Here is a 22,203-nt window from a genome sequence, read left to right on the forward strand (position 1 = left end):
TTGTGACAAGGTTATCGCCTATAAAAGTATACAAATAACCCTATGCATCCCAACTATAAATGCCAATTAATTCAAAAATGAACCACCAGTTAAATCACTATAAGCCATACAAGAAACACCAATACTTTTAGCCTAAAAATGATAGGTAAGTATTAGCGTGGCCGCTACAGAATTAAATAATTTACCACCGTTGGTGTCAGTCACATAGTCATAGCCGGTTACGTAAACATTATATTTGGCTTCAACGCCAATGCCTATGCGGCTGTTGGTGAGATATGTGAAGCCGACTTTAGGCGCAAAGTAAAAATTGGTATTGTTAATTTCACAACCACATTCGTCATCATAAGCGTAAATATCTTCATAACGCTTAAGCCAAACGCCCATGTTAAGGCCGCCATATACTTTAAAAAATGGCGTAATCAGCTTATCGTAAGCGCCGCCGGCATATAGGCCCAATACAATAAACCGGTTATCAACTAAACCCCTGGAATTGCTTTTAACCGGGTAAGCCTGATGATTTACATTTATGTTCAGCGTAAAATCATCCAACTTTTTATAAAGGCCGATGCCATAAGTTGGGGTCACCCGGTAATTCTGGCTCAATGCCCCGGCAGGGAAATCGTACCCAAACTGCCCGCCAATGGCCCAGCCCTTACCCTGGTTAAAGCCAACATAACTATCGTCGGGCACGTATTCTATCAACGGTGGGTTTTGCGCTTTGGCTATTGCAAAGCATAGCATAAACAGCAGGCTCAGCAATAACGGTGTCAGGTATCGGCTTATCATTATATGATCAGGATAAAGGTGAACGATTGGTTGATTACTGGTACAGACGCAAAAAGCGCCGTACCGTTTAATGGGCACAACGCTTTTATTTGTATAAGCTAACTATTTACAAGCGGCAACCTATACCAACGCCTATCAGCCATGGGCGTATTTTAACATCGGCAGGTATATTGCGTAATGTTGGCTCAAGGCTTGGGTTGCTGGCCGGGGTAAGGTTTGAGGCATCAACCGTTACATCGGTATTTAGGAATATCCTTTTCACATCAATGTTCAGAAACCATTTTTTATTCAGATCAATATCCACACCTGCCTGCGCCGCAAAGGCAAAGCTGTTTTTGTAATCAACCCCTTTAACGGTCGGGCCTTCATCAGCACCGTAAAATATGGTATAGTTGACACCCGCACCTATATATGGCCTCATTATACCGCCTGTAGGCACATGGTATTGCAGGGTAAGTGTCGGCGGTAACAGCCATACTTTACCCAGGTCAACATCGGCAGATGCAGGGCCGCCAATAGCGGCAAGGTTTGATGAGGTGGTTTTTACTTTATGGCGGGTGGTACCCAATATCAGTTCGGCCGAAAAGTTGTTGGCGAAGTAATAGGTAAAGTCAAGCTCTGGAATGAAGCTCTTGCTAATGTCGACATCACCACCGATCACGCCAATTGTTGCTTTCTCTTGCGGGATAACGCCGACCCCACGCAGGCGAACATTCCACTCACCTTTTTGCTGGGCATAGGTGGTTGAGGAGATGACAAGTAGAATTACGGCAAGTAGTATTCGTAAATTTTTCATAATACATTTAAGTTGATCTATGCCTCAAATGTATTGGATGCCGCAGTGGCGACACATGACGGGGAGCACCTATGGGGATGATGCTCATCATACAAAATGCCTGTAACAAAAAAAGCGGGGGCGCATTCCAAAACGCCCCACGCTTTTTAGTAAAACTATTAAACTGACACTTTAATAGCTACAGGATCGTGATTATGCCGAGCAGGTTACGCAGCCCTCTTCCATTGAGCAGCTTGGGCCTGCAGGTATTTCATCGGCAACCTGGGCAACGTGATCCGGGATAACCGGCTCCATGTTTTTGCCGCCCTGGTTTTCAACCGTAAACTTAACCGCTTGCGATGCCGCCTGTGTACGCAGGTAATACATACCTGTTTTAAGGCCTTTCTTCCATGCGTAAAAGTGCATTGAAGTAAGTTTCGACGCGTTTGGCGAGTTAATGAACAGGTTAAGTGATTGCGACTGGCATACGTAAGCGCCCCTGTCGGCAGCCATATCGATGATGTTACGCATCTTAATTTCCCATACGGTTTTGTACAGTTCCTTAATATCGGCAGGAATTTCAGGGATATCCTGAATTGAGCCGTTAGCGCTGATGATCTTATCTTTCATGCCGGTGTTCCACAAACCAAGGTTAACCAGGTCGCGCAGCAGGTATTTGTTTACCACGATGAATTCACCACTCAATACACGGCGGGTATAGATGTTTGAGGTATATGGTTCAAAGCACTCGTTGTTACCTAAAATTTGTGAGGTTGACGCGGTAGGCATTGGCGCTACCAGCAGTGAGTTACGCACACCATGATTCATTACATCAAGGCGCAGGTTTTCCCAATCCCAACGGCCGCTCTCCGGTGTTACACCCCATAGATCGAACTGGAACTTACCTTGTGATAGCGGCGAACCTTTGAAGGTTTCGTAAGCGCCATCCTGAATAGCCAAATCTTTTGAAGCCGTCATTGAAGCAAAGTAGATGGTTTCAAATATCTCTTTGTTCAGTTGTTTGGCGGCATCGCTTTCAAACGGTAAACGCAGTTGTATAAAGGTATCAGCCAAACCTTGTACGCCTAAGCCTATCGGGCGGTGGCGCAGGTTGGAGTTACGGGCTTCATCAACCGGGTAATAGTTATGATCGATAATACGGTTCAGGTTCAAAGTGACCTGGTAAGTAACCTCATATAATTTTTGGTGATCAAACACACCGTTGTTGATGTAGCGCGGTAATGCCAGCGATGCCAGGTTACAAACCGCTACCTCATCAGCCGAGGTGTATTCCATAATCTCGGTACATAAGTTTGAGCTTTTGATAGTACCCAGGTTTTGCTGGTTTGATTTGGCGTTGGCGGCATCCTTGTATAACAGGTATGGCGTACCGGTTTCAACCTGCGAATCTAATACTGCGAACCAAAGCTCCTGCGCTTTGATGGTTTTACGGGCACGGCCTTCTTGTTCATATTTAGTGTATAAAGCTTCAAACTCGGCGCCAAAGCAATCGGCCAGGCCTGGTGCTTCGTGCGGACAGAACAGGCTCCAGTCCTCATTAGCCTCCACACGTTTCATGAACAAGTCTGATATCCAAAGGGCATAGAACAAGTCGCGGGCGCGCATTTCTTCCTTACCGTGGTTTTTACGCAGGTCAAGGAATTCAAATACATCGGCGTGCCATGGCTCCAGGTAAATAGCGAATGCGCCTTTACGCTTGCCGCCACCCTGATCAACATAACGGGCGGTATCATTAAATACCCTCAGCATGGGGATGATACCGTTGCTGGTACCGTTAGTGCCGCTGATGTATGAGCCTGTAGCGCGTACGTTGTGTATGCTCAAACCGATACCACCCGCGCTTTGCGAAATTTTTGCGGTTTGTTTCAGTGTATCGTAAATACCGTCGATGCTGTCATCCTTCATGGTCAGCAAGAAGCATGATGACATTTGCGGTTTTGGTGTACCCGCGTTGAACAACGTAGGCGTAGCGTGAGTGAACCAACGCTCGCTCATCAGGTTATAAGTTTTTATAACGCTGTCGATGTCGCTTTTGTGTATACCTACCGATACACGCATAAACAGGTGTTGCGGGCGTTCCACTATCTTACCGTCGATTTTTAACAGGTATGATTTCTCAAGCGTTTTGAAGCCAAAGTAATCGAACCCAAAATCGCGGTCGTAAATAATGGTGCTGTCCAGTACCTCTGCATTGTCCCTGATCACTTCCCAAACATCTTCCGCAATAAGCGACGCGTTTTTACCGTTCTTACTATCCACGTACTCATACAGCATACGCATGGTTTCGCTGAATGATTTTACCGTGTTTTTATGCAGGTTTGATACCGCTATACGCGATGCCAGCAATGCATAATCCGGGTGTTTGGTGGTTAATGACGCGGCCGTTTCAGCAGCCAGGTTATCCAGCTCCGACGTGGTTACGCCATCATACAAACCCTCAATTACCTTTTTAGCAACATCAATCGGGTCAACCAGTTGAAACCCGTAGCACAACTTCTCGATACGTGCTGTTATCTTATCAAATTTTACCGACTCTTTTCGGCCATCTCTTTTTATTACAAACATACTGCGTGCCCCCTAACCCCCTAAAGGGGGAATTTTTAAGTGAGTGTATTTTATATATAATTAATTATTTTTTTGCTCCTCCCCTTCAGGGGAGGCTGGGTGGGGCTGTTAGAAGTCCTCATCCAGCGAGAACGATTTGCTTTCGGGTACGTTGTTTAGTACACCGCTTTTCTGGTAGTCGCCTACGCGTTTTTCAAAAAAGTTGGTTTTACCCTGAAGGCTTATCATCTCCATAAAATCAAACGGATTGGTAGCGTTGTAATGCTTCTCGTAACCCAGTTCCTGCAACCACCTGTCGGCCACAAACTCAATGTACTGGCTCATCAGCTTGGCGTTCATGCCTATAAGGTTAACCGGCAGGGCATCGCTTACAAATTCCTTTTCTATTTCAACCGCATCGGTAATAATGCTGGTTGCTTCCTCTTTGCTAAGCTTATTGTTAAGCATGCTGTATAACAGACAGGCAAACTCGCAGTGCATACCTTCATCACGGGAGATCAGCTCGTTGCTGAAGGTTAAACCCGGCATCAGGCCACGTTTTTTAAGCCAGAACAACGAGCAAAAACTACCCGAAAAGAAGATACCCTCAACCGCTGCAAAAGCTACAAGGCGCTGCGCAAAGGTGCCGTTCTCAATCCATTTAAGTGCCCACTCGGCTTTTTTGCCTACGCATGGTACAGTTTCAATGGCGTGGAACAGGCGGTCTTTTTCAACCGGATCTTTAATATAAGTATCTATCAACAGGGCATATGTTTCGGAGTGGATATTCTCCATCATGATCTGGAAACCGTAAAAACACCGTGCTTCAGGAACCTGCACTTCACTCATAAAGTTCACCGCCAGGTTTTCATTTACGATACCATCGCTGGCCGCAAAAAATGCCAGTATGTGCGATATGAAATGCTTTTCGCCGGCATTAAGCGTTTCCCAGTGCTTCAGGTCGTCGCTAAGGTCAATTTCCTCGGCCGTCCAAAAGCTGGCTTCATGCTTTTTGTACATTTCCCAAATGCGGGGGTAATTAATGGGGAGAATCACAAAGCGGTCTTTGTTCTCTCGTAGCAATACTTCATCATTTTCCTGTTTCATAAGCGCCTCGTCAATTAAATAATTTTATGTGTTGCAGCAGGAGCTGACAAAAGACGAGGGCGCAACAGGCAAGCGCGCTATGGCGCCGGCAGGCAGGCTACTTCTTTTGGCAAAACCCTATGCGTGAAAGTTTTGTCAAAATACCGCAGGGGCAGGTGTCTGGCTGGGTTTTGTCAATGGTCAGTTGTCATTGGTGAATGGTTAGTGTCAGTTGTGAGCATTGAAGTGACTAACCCAATCACTACTCACCGCCCACCACTCACTATTCACAACTCCCTACTAACTAAAACGATACAGTTGCAACGTCAGCCCATGAATTTAACATGGTTCCCTTTTAATACCGGCTATAAAACCGGTAACCTTTACGGTGTTTACAAAGAACTATTTGGTGCTTTCAAAGATAGGCGACGAGTGAAGTATCGAGGTAATGATAGTTTTTAACATAAGGGGTAAGTTATAAACACCCGGCTACTTCTTTTTACCAACGCCTGATACACGGGTGGCATTATCCTTTACAAAAGTATCCCAACCTGAGTACGATTTTTTTGACGTGGACGACGATGAACCACCAGCAACATTACGCTGAAAGGCGTGGCATACCGCGACGGCCAGGCCATCGGTAGCGTCAAGAAAATCGGGGGTTTCGGTAAAATTTAGCAGGCGTTGTATCATACCGGCCACCTGCTCTTTGGTGGCATTACCATTACCGGTGATGGATTGCTTTATTTTGCGCGGAGCGTATTCCGTAATATCCACATTGCGCGATAGAGCCGCGGCCATGGCCATGCCTTGCGCCCTGCCCAGCTTAAGCATCACTTGGATGTTTTTACCATAAAACGGCGCCTCAATAGCCAGGCAATCGGGATGATAGTTATCAATAAGGGCCACGGTCTTTTCGAAGATGCGCTGCAGCTTGAGCATGTGATCGTCAAGGTTACCCATCTTTACCACACCCAAACTAATAAGCTCCAGCTTGGAGCCGGTTTGCTTCACCAGTCCGTAACCCATTACGGCGGTACCGGGGTCGATACCTAAAATTATACGCTCTTTTGTATTTACGCCCTGCATCTATAACGCGAAGGTAACAGTTTATTGTTGCAGTATAGCCATATATTCATCACTGGAGATCATGCCTGCCCCCATGCTTTCCAGGTGTTCAGTATAAACTTGGCAATCGATAAGATAGTATTTACCTGTTTGGCAGAGGGTAATAAGCGCGGTTTTTGAGGCATTGCTTACTTTGCTGAACATACTTTCGCCGCAAAACACTTTGCCTACTCCTACGCCATACAGCCCGCCAACCAGCACATCATCGTGCCAAACCTCAACCGAATGGGCTTTTCCTAATCGATGCAGATCGATGTAGGCAGCCATCATATCATTGGTTATCCAGGTACCATCCTGCCCTTCGCGCGGCACCAGCGAACAAGCCTGTATTACATCAGCAAAGGCGGTGTTGAACGTTACCCTGAACCTGCCCGAGCGCATTACCTGCCGCATGCTTTTTGAGATGATTACCTTCGCCGGGTTCAGCACGAAGCGTTCATGCGGCGAATACCACAATATGGGTGTCTCGTCGCTATACCAGGGGAATATGCCGCTTTGGTAAGCCAGCATCAACCGTTCAGGCGAGAGGTCGCCGCCTATAGCCAGCAGGCCATCCTCCTCAGCCAGAGCCGGGTCAGGAAACAGTAAACGTTCATCAAGCCTGAATATCATCAGCGCAAAATTACGCCTTGCGCTTTATAACCAGCTTTTTGTTTTGCGCTTTTGCCACATTATCCAGGTATTGCTGCATTTCGGTATACTTTGCTGCCGGAATAACGTGGTTATTCAGTGTGAATTTAGCCGTGCTTACCACCTGGTTTTTAGCAGCATCATACGCGTAGTTTAATGTATAATCGCCGTATGCGAATTTCAGCGCCTGGTTGGCCGGCATATTCTCTACCTCAAAACCTTCGGGTAAACTAATGGTGGTTACGCAATTTCTCTGCAACGGATAATCAAAATAATAATCAGCCTTGCGCTTTTCTTCCACCGGGCAAGTGTATGCCCAAAGGTCAAACGCCGCCGGTTTATAAAACTGGCGCGGCCCGGCAATTACATCGCTGAATTTATCGTATGCCATCTCCAGTTCGAGCTCTTTTATGCCATCCTTATCATCGGCCTGCTTAATATTAAATACGGCGGGTTGTTTCATTTTAAGGTAGCGGATAAAAAACTCCTTTTGCTCATCAACAGACATTTCGGCAACCCCAAGCATCAAGCTTCTGAATTCGCCAGTATTATTCAACTTAACGGTGGTTACAGCGCTGCCATCCTCATTAAGCTTAATATTTACGTTACTATTCAAGGCGTTGCTTATAGCTTTTGTTTTGGGCGTGCTCACCAGTTTACCACCGGTCTCGGTAATCAGCAATGCATTACGGTTCTCGGTAAAAGCGCCCAATACGCCAAACGGCTGCGTGTCACTGGTACACTCCAGCCAGGTGGTATCGTTTTTAAAGGGTATACATAATATGGCGTGGTTAAACCTGTTTTGGCTGAAAGTAAAATCAGCCGACTCCTCATTCTTTCCGGCACGTATAAGTGCATAGTTGGCCGGTATATTTACCGCTTTAAGCATGGCATACATGTAGTTGGATAGCGCCTTGCAATCTCCATACTTTTTCTCATCCACAAAACTTGCGGCAAAGGGTTTTAAACCACCAATACCCAGCTGAATGCTTACATAACGCATATTTTTTTGTAAGTATTCATATAAAAACCTGGCCTTTTCCTTATCCGTTTTAAAATTAGCCGTCATCTTCCTGAACTCCTCCGCACGGGCAGGCGGCAGGGTATTCACATCGCTGTTAAGCGTTTGTATCCATTTGCCAAAGTTTTCCCAGGTATCCAACTTTCCGGGGCGGTCATCATATTGAAAATTCACCGGCGAAAAATCAATCCGCGGTGCAACACGCCATCCCGGTACACCTTTTTCATCTTTGATACCTTTTAGGTTTGATACACTCCAGCTATAAACATCATTGCCGTTTATAACTGATTTTTGCGGCTTAATGCCCGTATTACGGTTGTAGTAACGTAAGCCAGCCGTCGGACTTATAACAAGCGAACATGAAGAGTATTGCACTGAACGCTCTGAACTTTGCAGATACCAGCTGCCGTAACTCAAACCGCCGTCATCTTCAGTCTCAAAAATCATTTCAACGGTTACAGGGTACGCTGCTACTGTATGCGAAATGGCTTTCAACCGCTCATCAGTTATGATAGATATATTATCAATAGCCGAGCGATCATACATATCACTCTTTTTATATTTTTTGATGATAGCGCCGTCAGCATTGTACACATTCATCTGGAATGAATTGATGTACGATTTCTTATTATAGCCGATTACCATGCGTGCGCCGTCTTCCTCTTTTTCGTTAAGCAGGGTAACTATTGAATGCACCTTGTTAACCATACGGCCCGGCGCACTGATAATTCGCTCGTCAACACGATAGCGTACTACGGCATCTACATCTGTTTTAAGTGAATCGGGTATGGTTGAAGCCTTGTATAATTCCGGCGATACCTTTTGCGCAAAAACAGGCATGCCGCCCGTAAGCAGCATACCTAATAAAAACAATTTCTTAAACATGGTTGGGTTTACGATTTCTTTAACACGATCTGCTCATTCAGCATTTCATACATCTGGCGGTTGAATTCCCTGAAATCGGCGTAATCTTCTTTAAAATAAGTTGTCTTGAGATGATCAACATAATAACGTACCGAAATCACGTCGTTTGAGAAGTTAACCATTCGGCGGAAAGTGATGCTCTTATCCGGTGTGGTAAGGCTCACGCTCTTGGGCAGTGTTTCCGCTTTGTAGCCGGCCGGTATTTTATACATGCCGGTAAAGGTCATGTTATCGCGGTAGCCATATTCAATATCAGTATAACGGTTTTCGCTGAGGAACGGGTTAGCGTTCGTCATGGTAAGCACATTGGGGTTAAAATAGATAAAGTTACCGTCAGACCCGGTCAGGTCCAGGTCAAAGTTTACGCTTTGTACCAGCGGCAATGTATCAATATCCATATTCTCAAACTTGATGGATGATATGCGCAGGTTGTTATCCTTATTTTTCAGGTACTCGATAAATTTGGTCTCGCCGTCCGTTTTATATTTAGCCGTACGCGATACCTTGTTGTAACCATAGCTGCTCACCTGGTTGCTGCCTACCATTTTGCCGTCGGGCTTAATCTCTACGTTAACATAGTATGACTGCCTTACCGGTTCCAGGTTTTGCAGAAAGATAATATCGTACTGGTTGCTCTCTTTATCAATGAACAAGCCTGACGAATTAAGCAGATTATCCGGAATGTGGTTAAACAGGTTGTACTTGTTTGTAGCATCGAGTACATAGTGCCTGGTAGTATCAATCGGGATATAAACCACGGCGCGGTTAAATTGGTGCAGGTTAGGACTAAACGGGTTTACACGGCCATTATCGCGCGTGCTCACAATCATGGGGTAAGCTTTGATGCCGCTTTGTTTAAGCAGGTGAAACAGGATCAGGTTTACCTCGGCCGAGTTACCTGTTTTTTTCTCCCATGCTTTTACGGTACCATCATTGGTGAACCAGCGGTCAATATCATTCCACTTCATCACCTTTTTAACTTCGTTAAACACATAACTTATGCGCTCATCGTCGGTAGCGAATTGTTTAGCCTTGTTTATGATAGCGTCCTCACCTTCAAGCTTGCGCTTTAGCTGTTTGCCGAAATCCTCATCGTCTGCCAAAATACCGCCAACTTTAGGCCAGGTATCTGCATAAGTTTTAATAAAGCCACCTATCGGCCTAACCGTATTAAGGCCGAATACGATGCTCTGCATATTGTCAACATCCGAGCGCATTAAAGGCTCGTCGCCAAGCGAATGCACATTGGCCATACCTCTTACGTCAACATTGATAGTATAACCTAATGATTGTGTGCCAGAACCCAGCATACCTGACTCTTGTGTAGAGGTATTAACGGTGAACATGCGTGGCGAACGTAGTTGCGGGCGATAGTAAAAATACTCAGGCACCTTGGTGGTTAGCTGGCTGTAACGTACCGGTATTTTACCCTGAAAATACCAGCTCGGGAAATCGGCAATGGAATTTGCGGTAAGGCGGTATTTAAATTCAACCACTGAGCCTGGTTTAACATTGGGGAATGAAAATACCATGGCCGAACGCATTTTATCTATCTTTTCGGTAAAAACCAGTTTCTTGTCAATCTTGGTGATTTCGGGTTTGCCGTTCTCCAGGTTAATGGTTTGCGCCTGCAGGTCGGTTATGTACTCCAAACGGTTACCGCCGTAATATTCAATCCGGATATCGGCATTCTTTTTTCCGTTTACGTTGAATATTTTGATGCGTTTGTGGCGTTCGGTAACAATGTTAAAATCATTATCGAAGTAAACGTCGGCCTTATCAAAAAGCACTTCGGCATTGGCATCGGGTTCAAAATCGCAGTTTTTGAGTTCAAGATCGGCCTGCTCTATTTTGCCAAACGGTTTAAGGAAAGTTGCAGCCGGAGAAACAGCCTTTTGAGCATTTGCTGATAAGCATAACACGCCCAAAAGTAAACTTGGGATAAGTTTTTTCATGTGTTAAGGTAATAGGGTATACAATCAAATAGTTTAAGGGCAGAAAATTACGAATATTTTAGCACTTGCGAATATTTGCATAAAATTTTCATTTGTAAAAACCAAACAATTACCTTGCAGTTAATAAACCACATTAAATCTTATAAATTCACACTATGGAACCTACATCACCATTCGGTCAAACGCCGGGTTTTGGTCAGACACCAGGCTTAAGGCCAAAGAACTGGCTGGTTGAATCAATTTTAGTTACTATTTTTTGCTGCCTGCCGTTTGGTATAGTCGGCATCATCAACGCTTCATCAGTAAACAGCAAATTTGATGTTGGTGATTATGCAGGTGCCGAGCAAGCATCAAAACAAGCCGGAAAGTGGACGAAAATTGGTTTCTGGGTTGGTTTAACATTTGGCATTTTATATATACTGCTTGTTGTTGTACTTGGGGTTGGCGGCGCTATGCTAAGCAGACCATAATTTGGACAATAAAGTCAACATCGATATAAAAACTACAGCCATAACAGTCACCGCTGTTATGGCTGTAGTTTTTATATACTATTTTTTTGATCCGTTACGGTTTAACATTTTCCCGAAATGCCCGTTTTTTACGTTAACTGGGTTTGACTGCCCAGGCTGTGGTTCGCAGCGTGCCCTGCATGCCTTGTTACATGGCAATGTTGCACAAGCGTGCAACTATAATCTTTTATTGGTATTAAGCCTGCCGCTTTTATTTATCCATCTTTTGTATAAAATCCGCTCATTATTTACAGGCAAACCCTTGCAATGGCGGTTACTTTATCACCCTAAAACCCCGGTTGTTATATTTATGATCACAGCGCTATTCTGGATTTTACGTAACATTCCGGTGGCCCCTTTTAGTTATTTGTCAGCTGCGCATTAACCGTTACCATATGGCTGTAATCCTTAACTATAGTCTGTAAAAAAAGCAAATCGTTCATCGTTTCAGGGGGAGTTACCGCTATATGCTGCTTCATTTTTTCGGCCATGTTATATATCAACGTGGCATTGCCTGTTTTAAAATACGTATGTATCACCTCGTTAACCAAAGCAACATCTCTATCTGTTAACAGTGCCGCTTCCCTAAACACCGGGTCATAATTATCAACCGTTGGGGTAAACACCAGGTTATCAATTGTGGTGCGTGGTTTGGTACGTATCAGGGTGGTACCGGCTACTATGTCGCCCACACGCTGTACATTTTTTGTAACGGCGGCGCATATCAAACCAATTACCCCGGTTATCATAAAATCAACCACACGAAAAAGCCAGCGTATAAGGTACTGTCCAAATGTCGGGCGCTTTCCATTCAGGCTGATTACCCGTATCTTCATCACCCGCTTGCCCAGGCTTTGCCCATTGAAAAACACTTCGCAAATCAAATCGTAAAAAACAAAAATGGAACCAATGCCTATAAAGTACCATCCCATGATACTATCACCAAACCCACCACTGGTCATGATTATTCCACCGGCTATTGCTAACGCGATGAAAATACCGTAGTCAATCATCCGGGCCAGAACGCGGTCGCCCACGCCGGCTATTTCATAATCAATGCCTACATTTTGTGTGGTGTGTATGGTAACGGTTTGCATGCCCTAAAAATAGCAGATTGTTGCATTTTTATTGCAGATTAATTTTTTATCGGTATTTTAAACACCGAAATCCCTGAAGCTTATAACATGCGTGAGGCCCTGTTTATAAAACAAAATTCGGAGCGCTGGAAACAGTACGAGCTCAATAAGAGCAAAGATCCTGATGAACTGGCTGACAGCTTTATAAGCATCACCGATGACCTGGCTTACGCCAAAACTTTCTATCCAAATTCAAAAACAACGCAATACCTGAACGGGCTTGCTTCAGGCTTTCACCAATCCATTTATCGTAACAAAAAAGAAAAAACCAACCGTTTTATAACGTTCTGGCAAACCGAGCTGCCCCTTATTTTTTACAAACACCGCCGGCAATTGCTTTATTCGTTTGCTTTTTTTATGATTTTTTGCCTTATAGGTATGCTATCAGCCATGTATGATGACACCTTTGTGCGCCTTATTCTGGGCAATGAGTATGTGAACATGACCAATGATAACATTGCCAAAGGCGACCCATTTGGTGTATATAAGTTTGGCAATTCGGGCTGGATGTTCGCCGCTATTGCCGCCAATAATATTTTTGTTGAACTACGCATGTATGCCTTGGGCATATTATGCTCGGTAGGTACGGTATACAACCTGATGCAAAATGGCCTGATGCTGGGCTCATTCCAATATTACTTTTTCAGTAAAGGGTTGGGGCTGCAATCCGTACTGGTAATTTGGATACATGGCACGCTCGAAATTTCGGCACTGGTACTTTCTGGCGCGGCCGGCTTAATAATGGGCAACAGCCTGCTTTTCCCAAAAACTTATAAACGCCTGGTATCGCTTAAACGCGGCGCGCTTGATGGCCTCAAGATCGCCATCGGCATAGTACCTATATTTTTGGTGGCCGCTTTTTTAGAGGGTTATGTAACCCGCCATACCGAAATGCCTATGGCTGCCAGCATTGCTATACTGGCCACCTCGTTTACCTTTATTATATGGTATGTATTGCTGTACCCGGCAATGCTTAATAAAAAGCTTAATTTGTTAGAAACTGATATTGATGAAACCTCATTTTGAATTACGCCGCGTACGCGACTTTGGCGAAACCATTAGCGACACATTTACCTTTATCCGCGAAAATTTTAAGCCTCTTATAAAACCGCTGCTGGTTATATGCGGCTTTTTTATATTGATCAATACCATCACCCTGACTAATTTATACGCAGGTATGACCGAGGCGACGATGCAGGAAACTTCGCGCCCCAGTAACGTTTTTGCAAGCCAGTACGGCGACAGCTATTTTATAAACCTGCTTATAAATTATGGCAGTCTGTTTTTATTTGCGTCAAGCATTTTTATAGTTACTTATTGCTACATAGCGGTTTATAAAGACAAAACAGACGGTGAAAAGCCTACTGTGGTTGAGGTTTGGGGTTATTTTAAATACTATTTTTTCCGCTCAATAGGCTCATATTTTGTAGTCACACTACTCACAATTGCCGGTTTCGCGCTGTGCGTTTTACCGGGCATATACCTGGGCGTTGTGTTTAGTTTGCTGCTGCCTGTTATAATTATGGAAAACGGATCGTTCGGCCATGCTTTTAATAAATGTTTTCAGCTGATAAAAGGTAACTGGTGGATGACCTTTGGCGTTATCTTCGTAACATCATTAATCATTAGTTTCAGCAGCGCTATCGTCAGCGTGCCCATGGGTATTGTAATCGCAGCAAAAACGCTGTTACAACTTGATTTTTTGATGTACCCGGTACTTTTACTATTATCATTATTATTGAGCCTGATCTATCTTTCTTACTCGTTAATGGCCATATCGATATCGTTATGTTACTTCAGCTTCGAGGAACAAAAAGAAGGCACAGGCATTTTAAGCCGTATTAATACCCTTGGCGAAAAGGACCCGGATACTACCCATCAGCCTGACGAAGAATATTAATATGCGGATAAAAGCGCTGCCATACTGGTTGTTCGGCCTGTTCATGTTTATATCGGTTTTTGCATTTGCCAACAAAGGCAAAAAGAAACCGGCAGTGATGGCGCGCGATAGTTCGTCGGTTCAGGTAAGGCAATTCAGCGAAGATGCCATAGGTGCTTACAGCCAAAGCGAAGACTTTAAGTATGTAGATGCCGATACCAAGCGTGAACTGTCATTATGGGATTTGTTCCTGGCCTGGGTGTTGAACATGCTTGCGGCGGAGGTTGGCCGTTCGCCCATTTTGCTGGTAATTCTTAAATACCTGGTATTGGGCCTTATAGCCGCAGGTGTAATATTTCTGGTTTTAAAGGCTATTGGAATTGATGTAGGCTTGTTTTTACGCAAAGGCGCAAAGAAAACGTCATTACCTTATGTTGAATCGTTAGAGAACATCCACGAAATTAATTTTGATGATGAGCTGGATGAAGCGGTGAGCAACCGCAACTACCGCCTTGCTGTGCGCTTGCTTTACCTTAAATGCCTGAAGCAACTGAGTGATAAAGGACTTATACAATGGCAGATTGATAAAACAAATAAAGCCTATTATTATGAGCTTACTCAAAAACCGCAGCGCGATGCCTTTGGCTCGCTAACCCGCCGCTTTGAATATGTATGGTACGGCAATTTTAACATTGACGAACAGGCATATAACGATATTGACCGGTTATTCAATAAATTCAGGGAGCAGTTGTAATGAGGAGCCTTAAAATATATCTCTTTATTGCAGGCTTGCTGATTATTGGCTATGCCGTGATGGAATACAACCGCCCGCAGCCTACCGACTGGACCGTTACCTTTAACGATAGGCATACAAAACCCTATGGTACTTACATTACTTTTAACCGGCTGAAAGATATTTTTCCTTCCGGTAGGATCAACGCTACAAGGCAAACACCTTTTGAGCTTTTTATAGATAGCACTTATAAACAGTCGGCATACGTTGTTGTAGCGAGCAGTGTTGCCCCTTCTGAAGAAGACTATACTGCCATGATGGATTTTGTGCGCGACGGTAACGATGTGTTCATTGCCGCCGAAACATATGGCAAGTTGTTTCAGGACAGTTTGAACGTAAGTACCGCCAGTATTTTCGGTATGGTTGACCCATCGGAGTATATCAGCTTTGTTAACCCTAAACTGGATAACGAACGGCAATATTTTGTTGACAAGGGCGCCGTTAGCAACTATTTTGATATGGTTGATACCAGTCGTGCTATCCTACTCGGGCAAAACAACAAAGGCGATGTAAACTTTATAAAATACCGGTTTGGAAAAGGCAGTATTTACCTTTCGGCCAACCCTAAGGTTTTTACCAATTACAGTTTACTTAAAACCCAGGGCGCGCAATATGCTGCAACAGCTTTATCCTACCTGGGCAGGCCGCAGGTAATTTTGTGGGACGAATTTTACACCCAAGGCATGGCCGGTACCGATACGCCCCTGCGCTTTATACTGGCTAACAAATCATTACGGATGGCTTTGTACATCACATTATTTGGCTTGCTTGCTTATGTTATTTATGGCATCAAACGCCGCCAGCGGGCTATACCTATTGTTATGCCTTTAGCCAATGCTACCGTTGACTTTGTGACCACCGTTGGGCAGGTGTATTATGAGCGCCGTAACAACCTGGATATAGCGCACAAAAAATCGATATACTTTTTAACATCGCTGCGCGAAAAGTATAACATCAAAACCAATAAGCTTGACCCGGAATTTGTAGAAGCGCTTACCAAACGCTCGGGTGTTGATGCGGCTTTTATACGCATGATGACCGACTACATTGGCTTTATATTTAACCAAACCAGCATCAGCGACGCTGAACTGATAGAACTGAACCGATTGATAGAAAAATTTTATACCTTATCAGGACATTAAAATGGAAGAAGAAATATTTGAGAACCGTACCGACCTGTACAAGCTTAACGCCGCGGTTGGCCAGATAAAAGATACACTGGGCAAAATAATTGTAGGCCAGCACCAAAGTATTGACCTGATCATTGCCGGTATATTGGCCGACGGCCATATCCTGATTGAAGGTGTACCCGGCGTTGCCAAAACACTGACCGCTAAACTGGTGGCCAAAGCCATTAATGCGGCATACTCCCGCATACAGTTTACGCCGGATTTGATGCCGTCGGATATTTTAGGTACGCCGGTATTCAACCCAAAAACTTCGGAATTTGAGTTTAAGCATGGGCCTATTTTCGGTAACATCATCCTGATAGATGAAATTAACCGTGCCCCTGCAAAAACGCAATCGGCCTTGTTTGAAGTAATGGAAGAGCGCCAGCTGACCATTGATGGTACCGCCTACAAAATGGATGAGCCGTTTTTAGTACTTGCTACTCAAAATCCTATTGAGCAGGAAGGTACCTACCGCTTACCCGAAGCACAGCTTGACCGCTTTTTATTTAAGATAGAAGTTAAATACCCTACGCTTGAAGAGGAGATTGCCATTATCAACAATCAGCACCAGCATAAACGTGCCGACCAGTTGAGCGACATTCAGCCGGTGCTTTCAGCGCAGGAGATTGTTGCGTTGCGCGAGCAGGTACGCGGCTTTCATGTAGAGCCTAAAATACTGGAGTTTGTTGCCCGCATCGTGTTTGAAACACGCAACAATAAATCGCTGTACCTGGGTGCATCGCCACGCGCGTCGCTGGCTATCATTAATGCGGCTAAAGCTTTGGCTGCCATTAACGGGCGCGATTTTGTTACCCCTGACGATGTAATTTGGGTAGTACCACACGTTTTACGCCACCGTATTATGCTTACGCCGGATAAGGAAATGGAGGGTTTAAGCACTGATGATGTGATCGGTCAGATCATCCACAAAATTGAAGTGCCCAGATAATTTATCAGCGTGAAAAAGTTTTTTGGCCTGTTTTACACCAACCTGTTTTTAACCAACCGCTTGTTTGCCGGGTTGGCCGTTTGCGGTATGCTTTACATATTCAGGTTTTTGTTTAACTGGCTGGGTATAATTCCGGATGTAATGCTGGGCTTATTCCTGTTGCTTGTGTTGCTGGATGTGGTGTTGCTGTACCATAAAAACAAAGGCATATTTGCGCGTCGCCATGCGCCTGAGCGCTTGAGCAACAGCGATGATAACCCGCTTGGTATCTACATCGAAAGTATTTACCCGTTTAACATAAAGGCGGGCATAATTGATGAGATACCCGTACAATTTCAACGCCGCGATGTATGGTTTGCCACCACCCTATCGCCGCGCATACCTAAACGCATAAGCTACAACCTTCGCCCAACCAAGCGCGGCGAATATACTTTTGGCATGATTAGGGTGTTCGTGCGCTCGCCGCTGGCATTGGTTAGCAGGCGTTTTAATTTTGAGCAGACTGAAACGCTACCCACCTACCCTTCGTTTTTGCAAATGCGCCGCTACGAGTTGATGGCCATATCAAACCGACTGAGCGAATATGGCATCAAAAAAATTCGCCGGCTGGGCCATAGCATGGAGTTTGAGCAGGTTAAAACCTACGTTCCGGGTGATGATTACCGTACTATTAACTGGAAGGCTACCGCCCGTAACGGTAACTTTATGGTGAACTCCTATACCGACGAAAAATCGCAGCATGTGTATTGCGTAGTTGATAAATCGCGGGCCATGAAAATGCCTTTTAATGGTTTAAGCCTGCTGGATTATGCCATTAACGCCTCGCTTGCTTTATCAAACGTAGCCCTAAAAAAGGAAGATAAGGCCGGGTTAATCACCGTAGCCGAAAAGATAGGTTCGGTAGTCGCTGCAGACCGCAGGCCTGTGCAACTTAACCGCATACTCGAGGTGTTATACAAGGAGAAAACACGTTACCTCGAAACCAATATGGAGGCCTTGTACACTACCATACGAGGGGTACTTAAACAACGTAGCCTGGTTGTATTTTTCACTAATTATGAGAGCATGTTTGCCATGCAGCGACAGCTTCCATTTTTAAAGCGGATAGCTAAATTTCACCTGCTGCTGGTAGTATTTTTTGAAAATACCGAACTAACATCGCTAAGCGAAAAACCCGCCGGCGATGTGGAACACATCTACGTAAAAACTATTGCCGAAAAGTTTGCCAACGATAAAAAACTCATCGTTAAAGAACTGGCTAAGCATGGTATACAATCCATCCTCACCGCGCCGGAGAACCTGACCATCAATACCATAAACCGGTATCTGGAAATAAAGGCAAGGCAGAGTATTTAATCGCCCTATATTGGCTTAGATAAAACATAGCCTAATCTATTAAATATCGGTTCGAAAGAGGAGAAATCGTCGCTTGCTTATGAACATTAGCATTTCTCGCTAACGCATCAAAATGACAAATAATGAACAAGCTATAAGCAAGAACCAATCATAATCACAGACTACGGCCTTTTAAATTTTCGGGCAGAAGATGCATTACGACTAAAACTATCATGTACCCGGAAACTTAACGCCATCAGCATTTAAACGGTTGATCAATTTTTCCTGCAATGCTATTTTAACGTTCAAAAATTCCGCTGGCGTTACCCAAACGTTAATGATGTAAGTCGCCCGGTCAAAACCAACGCGCACCAAGCCTACTTTGGATGGCTTGTTTTTTACCACGCCATTGGTATTTTGTAATGCTTCGTTTATAATGGCGATCACTTTTTCGGTATTGGCCGCATAGGTGAGCTCCACCTCAAAATCAAGCCTACGGCTACCGGCGCGTGTAACGTTCACAATTACCTCGTTAAAGAGCTTTCCGTTAGGTATAATGATGGTTTTATTATCAGCGGTAAGCAATACGGTGTAAAATATCTGTATCGAGGTTACCTTGCCATCCTGCCCCTGCGCAATGATATTGTCATTTAGCTCAAATGGCTTTAGTAATAGTATAAGCACTCCGCCGGCAAAGTTTTGCAGCGTGCCCGAAAGTGCCAAGCCCGCCGCTACACCAAAGGCGCCCACCAGTGTGGTGAAAATGGCAGCGTCAATACCCATCAATGTCATCACCAATAAAACCAGCAATACATTTAGCGCGGTAATGCTCAGGCTCAGTAAAAAAGGTTGTAATGATGAATGCACCTCTTTGGTGCTCATTTTAGTGCGGATGCGCGTTTTTAACAGCCGGATAAACCAAAGGCCAACGATGAGTACTATTAAACCAAAAATTATGTTGGGGCCGTGGGTGAGGAGCCACGCGTAGGCAGTATCGTAAAATTGTTCGAGCTTCATGGGTTAATCAGAAGCTCCGAAATTAAGAAAAATCAGAGAAGCGACACCAAAAATTCTGGCGACTTAAGGATAACCCACTCAAAAATACGGGTTTGTATATGTTTCCGTTTCCGGGTTAACTGTTTCATGCTTTTCATGTATCAAATGCTATGCCTCAACGGCTTGGCTATAAGTGGTTACGGCGAAACTAATCCAATAATTACAATGCATGCGGTTATTTAATATTTGATGACAATTACCTTAATCTTTGTAGTAATAGTTATACAGTAAAAAGGTCAGTAAAAAACAAAACCCTGTATGCAATTGCATACAGGGTTTCTATATAGCGATCCCCTCAATCAAGGAGGGTACGAATGATGTGCTATTACATCATGCCGCCCATGCCGCCGCCACCCATTGGAGGCATACCGGCACCGCCTTTTTCATCTTCCGGATCGTCTGCCAATACACACTCGGTGGTTAACAGCATTGATGCGATAGATGCAGCATTTTCTAAAGCCACACGGCCTACTTTAGTTGGGTCGATAACACCGGCACCAATTAAGTTTTCGTAAGTGTTCGTACGTGCATTATAACCATAATCAGCAGTACCTTCTTTAACTTTTTGTACTACGATTGAGCCTTCGATACCGGCGTTCTCGCAAATCTGACGAAGAGGCTCCTCGATAGCACGACGGATGATCTGGATACCAGTGTTCTCGTCTTCGTTATCACCTTTAACATTAGCTAATGATTCAACCGCGCGGATGAAAGCAACGCCACCACCTGCAACAATACCTTCTTCAACAGCGGCACGGGTTGCGTGTAAAGCATCGTCAACACGGTCTTTTTTCTCTTTCATTTCAACCTCGGTAGCAGCACCTACGTAAAGTACAGCCACACCGCCTGAAAGTTTAGCTAAACGCTCTTGCAGTTTTTCTTTATCGTAATCAGATGTGGTAGTTTCAATCTGAGATTTGATCTGGCTTACGCGAGCTTTGATATCCTCGGCGGAACCTGAACCGTTGATGATAGTTGTGTTGTCTTTATCAACCACAATTTTCTCAGCAGTACCCAGGTAAGAAAGATCAGCGTTCTCTAATTTAAAGCCTCTTTCTTCAGAGATTACTGTACCACCAGTCAGGATAGCGATATCCTCTAACATTGCTTTACGACGATCGCCAAAGCCCGGAGCTTTAACAGCAGCAACTTTTAGTGAACCACGGATTTTGTTAACAACTAAAGTTGCTAATGCTTCGCCGTCAAGGTCTTCAGAGATAATTAAAAGTGGCTTGCCTGTTTGTACTTGTTTTTCAAGCACCGGCAGCAACTCTTTCATTGAAGAGATCTTTTTGTCGTAGATCAGGATGTATGGATTATCCAGTTCCACTTCCATTTTGTCGGCATTGGTTACAAAGTATGGAGAAAGGTAACCACGGTCAAACTGCATACCTTCTACAGTTTTAACCTCAGTTTCGGTACCTTTTGCTTCTTCAACAGTAATAACACCATCTTTACCAACTTTAGCCATAGCCTCAGCGATCAATGAACCGATAACCTCGTCATTGTTAGCAGAGATAGAGGCAACTTGTTTGATCTTGTTGTTATCCTCACCTACAGTTTGTGACTGCGCTTTAAGGTTTTCAACAACGGTAGCAACCGCTTTGTCAATACCGCGTTTCAAATCCATTGGGTTAGCACCGGCAGCTACGTTTTTAACACCTGCAGTTACAATAGCCTGGGCTAATACGGTAGCGGTAGTAGTACCATCACCTGCAATGTCAGCAGTTTTTGAGGCAACCTCTTTAACCATTTGAGCGCCCATGTTCTCTAAAGCGTCTTTCAGTTCAATTTCTTTTGCAACTGAAACACCGTCCTTAGTGATTGATGGAGAACCGAATTTTTTGTCGATAATTACGTTACGGCCTTTAGGACCTAAGGTTACTTTAACCGCATTAGCTAAAATATCAACACCGCGCTTTAAAGCGTCGCGTGCTTCAACATTGTATTTTACTTGTTTTGCCATTTTCTTAATGATTGAATTAGTGAGTTGTTGAATTAATGAATTTAAAATTCAACACACATTAATTAATGTTTTTTGATATGAAGGAAGAAATCAATAAATCAGCCTTCGATAATTCAGTGATTGATTACAGTACCGCGTATATATCAGACTCGCGCATAATTAAATACTCTTTGCCTTCGTAAGTGATCTCGGTACCGGCATACTTACCGTATAATACCTGATCACCGGTTTTAACGGTTAAAGGCTCATCTTTTTTACCTTCGCCAACAGCTACTACAGTACCGCGTTGTGGTTTTTCTTTTGCAGTATCAGGGATGATGATTCCGGAAGCAGTTTTTTCTTCGGCCGGAGCAGCTTCCACTACTACCCTGTCTCCGATAGGTTTAATGTTTAATGACATAACTATGCTTAATTTGATTTTATAGATTTTGGTTAAACTTAAATAAGTTGTTAACGACCTTTTATCATCATCAATTGTGCCAATTGGCTGTTTGTACTTTTTTGACATTTTAAAACTGATGTATTGTCAGCTACAGGT

20 protein-coding genes and 1 riboswitch are annotated in these 22,203 nt (G+C 44.1%); of the genes, 8 read left to right on the forward strand and 12 right to left on the reverse strand.

Features of this window, described 5'->3' with window-relative positions; all coding sequences use genetic code 11:
• Positions 1–132: 132 nt before the first annotated feature.
• The 8 genes from LT679_RS09800 to LT679_RS09835 all read right to left on the reverse strand — a co-directional run bounded on the left by LT679_RS09800 (position 133) and on the right by LT679_RS09835 (position 10,870).
• Positions 133–786, reverse strand: a complete 654-nt coding sequence (locus LT679_RS09800; protein WP_232177291.1) for a hypothetical protein — start codon at positions 784–786, stop codon at positions 133–135.
• A 106-nt stretch (positions 787–892) separates the two neighbouring features.
• Positions 893–1,582: an OmpW/AlkL family protein gene (locus LT679_RS09805; protein WP_232177292.1), complete on the reverse strand. Its 690-nt coding sequence runs from the start codon at positions 1,580–1,582 to the stop codon at positions 893–895.
• Positions 1,583–1,774: 192 nt separating this feature from the next.
• Positions 1,775–4,147 (reverse strand): ribonucleoside-diphosphate reductase subunit alpha, encoded by a 2,373-nt coding sequence (locus LT679_RS09810; RefSeq protein WP_232177293.1) that lies wholly within the window; start codon positions 4,145–4,147, stop codon positions 1,775–1,777.
• A gap of 108 nt (positions 4,148–4,255) precedes the next feature.
• Entirely contained in the window at positions 4,256–5,233 is a 978-nt protein-coding gene (locus LT679_RS09815) for a ribonucleoside-diphosphate reductase small subunit (protein ID WP_232177294.1), read from the reverse strand.
• A 133-nt stretch (positions 5,234–5,366) separates the two neighbouring features.
• Positions 5,367–5,612, reverse strand: a riboswitch (cobalamin riboswitch).
• Positions 5,613–5,701: 89 nt separating this feature from the next.
• Positions 5,702–6,301 carry a crossover junction endodeoxyribonuclease RuvC gene (gene ruvC / locus LT679_RS09820; RefSeq protein ID WP_232177295.1) on the reverse strand — a complete coding sequence of 200 codons (600 nt, stop codon included), beginning with the start codon at positions 6,299–6,301 and terminating at the stop codon, positions 5,702–5,704.
• A 21-nt stretch (positions 6,302–6,322) separates the two neighbouring features.
• On the reverse strand, positions 6,323–6,952 hold the full coding sequence (aat, locus tag LT679_RS09825; protein ID WP_232177296.1) for a leucyl/phenylalanyl-tRNA--protein transferase: 630 nt from the start codon (positions 6,950–6,952) through the stop codon (positions 6,323–6,325).
• A 10-nt stretch (positions 6,953–6,962) separates the two neighbouring features.
• Complete coding sequence (locus tag LT679_RS09830; RefSeq protein WP_232177297.1) at positions 6,963–8,876, reverse strand: DUF3857 domain-containing transglutaminase family protein; 1,914 nt, start codon at positions 8,874–8,876, stop codon at positions 6,963–6,965.
• A gap of 8 nt (positions 8,877–8,884) precedes the next feature.
• Positions 8,885–10,870 carry a DUF3857 domain-containing protein gene (locus tag LT679_RS09835; RefSeq protein ID WP_232177298.1) on the reverse strand — a complete coding sequence of 662 codons (1,986 nt, stop codon included), beginning with the start codon at positions 10,868–10,870 and terminating at the stop codon, positions 8,885–8,887.
• Positions 10,871–11,025: 155 nt separating this feature from the next.
• Between LT679_RS09835 and LT679_RS09840 the strand changes: the two genes are divergently transcribed.
• Together LT679_RS09840 and LT679_RS09845 are read left to right on the forward strand one after the other, a co-directional pair.
• The gene (locus LT679_RS09840; protein WP_232177299.1) at positions 11,026–11,340 is read left to right on the forward strand and encodes a CD225/dispanin family protein; all 315 of its coding nucleotides are present in this window, start codon (positions 11,026–11,028) and stop codon (positions 11,338–11,340) included.
• A gap of 58 nt (positions 11,341–11,398) precedes the next feature.
• Positions 11,399–11,764, forward strand: coding sequence for a DUF2752 domain-containing protein (locus LT679_RS09845; RefSeq protein ID WP_232177300.1), 366 nt, complete (start codon positions 11,399–11,401; stop codon positions 11,762–11,764).
• Here LT679_RS09845 and LT679_RS09850 read toward each other — a convergent pair.
• Positions 11,739–12,476: an RDD family protein gene (locus LT679_RS09850; protein WP_232177301.1), complete on the reverse strand. Its 738-nt coding sequence runs from the start codon at positions 12,474–12,476 to the stop codon at positions 11,739–11,741. The two genes, LT679_RS09845 and LT679_RS09850, sit on opposite strands and share 26 nt — an antisense overlap.
• An 87-nt stretch (positions 12,477–12,563) precedes the next feature.
• On the opposite strand from LT679_RS09850, the gene LT679_RS09855 reads away from it, so the two are divergent.
• From LT679_RS09855 to LT679_RS09880, 6 genes are read left to right on the forward strand one after another with little or no spacing between them, the layout of a single operon-like run.
• Positions 12,564–13,541 (forward strand): stage II sporulation protein M, encoded by a 978-nt coding sequence (locus tag LT679_RS09855; protein ID WP_232177302.1) that lies wholly within the window; start codon positions 12,564–12,566, stop codon positions 13,539–13,541.
• Positions 13,525–14,415, forward strand: a complete 891-nt coding sequence (locus LT679_RS09860; RefSeq protein ID WP_232177303.1) for a hypothetical protein — start codon at positions 13,525–13,527, stop codon at positions 14,413–14,415. Before LT679_RS09855 ends, LT679_RS09860 begins: the two co-directional genes overlap by 17 nt.
• A gap of 1 nt (position 14,416) precedes the next feature.
• Complete coding sequence (locus LT679_RS09865) at positions 14,417–15,148, forward strand: DUF4129 domain-containing protein (RefSeq protein ID WP_232177304.1); 732 nt, start codon at positions 14,417–14,419, stop codon at positions 15,146–15,148.
• Entirely contained in the window at positions 15,148–16,329 is a 1,182-nt protein-coding gene (locus LT679_RS09870; RefSeq protein WP_232177305.1) for a DUF4350 domain-containing protein, read from the forward strand. Before LT679_RS09865 ends, LT679_RS09870 begins: the two co-directional genes overlap by 1 nt.
• Position 16,330: 1 nt before the next feature.
• Positions 16,331–17,308, forward strand: coding sequence for an AAA family ATPase (locus LT679_RS09875; RefSeq protein WP_232177306.1), 978 nt, complete (start codon positions 16,331–16,333; stop codon positions 17,306–17,308).
• A 9-nt stretch (positions 17,309–17,317) separates the two neighbouring features.
• Positions 17,318–18,664, forward strand: a complete 1,347-nt coding sequence (locus LT679_RS09880; RefSeq protein ID WP_232177307.1) for a DUF58 domain-containing protein — start codon at positions 17,318–17,320, stop codon at positions 18,662–18,664.
• A gap of 210 nt (positions 18,665–18,874) precedes the next feature.
• Here the strand turns inward: LT679_RS09880 and LT679_RS09885 are convergent, their stop codons facing one another.
• The 3 genes from LT679_RS09885 to groES form a co-directional block, all read right to left on the reverse strand.
• Positions 18,875–19,660: a mechanosensitive ion channel family protein gene (locus tag LT679_RS09885; RefSeq protein ID WP_232177308.1), complete on the reverse strand. Its 786-nt coding sequence runs from the start codon at positions 19,658–19,660 to the stop codon at positions 18,875–18,877.
• A gap of 364 nt (positions 19,661–20,024) precedes the next feature.
• On the reverse strand, positions 20,025–21,665 hold the full coding sequence (groL, locus tag LT679_RS09890) for a chaperonin GroEL (protein WP_232177309.1): 1,641 nt from the start codon (positions 21,663–21,665) through the stop codon (positions 20,025–20,027).
• 124 nt (positions 21,666–21,789) lie between these two features.
• Positions 21,790–22,065, reverse strand: a complete 276-nt coding sequence (gene groES / locus LT679_RS09895; protein WP_114006302.1) for a co-chaperone GroES — start codon at positions 22,063–22,065, stop codon at positions 21,790–21,792.
• Between the last annotated feature and the right edge of the window lie 138 nt (positions 22,066–22,203).

It is taken from the genome of Mucilaginibacter roseus (assembly GCF_021215455.1).
Taxonomy (GTDB): domain Bacteria; phylum Bacteroidota; class Bacteroidia; order Sphingobacteriales; family Sphingobacteriaceae; genus Mucilaginibacter; species Mucilaginibacter roseus.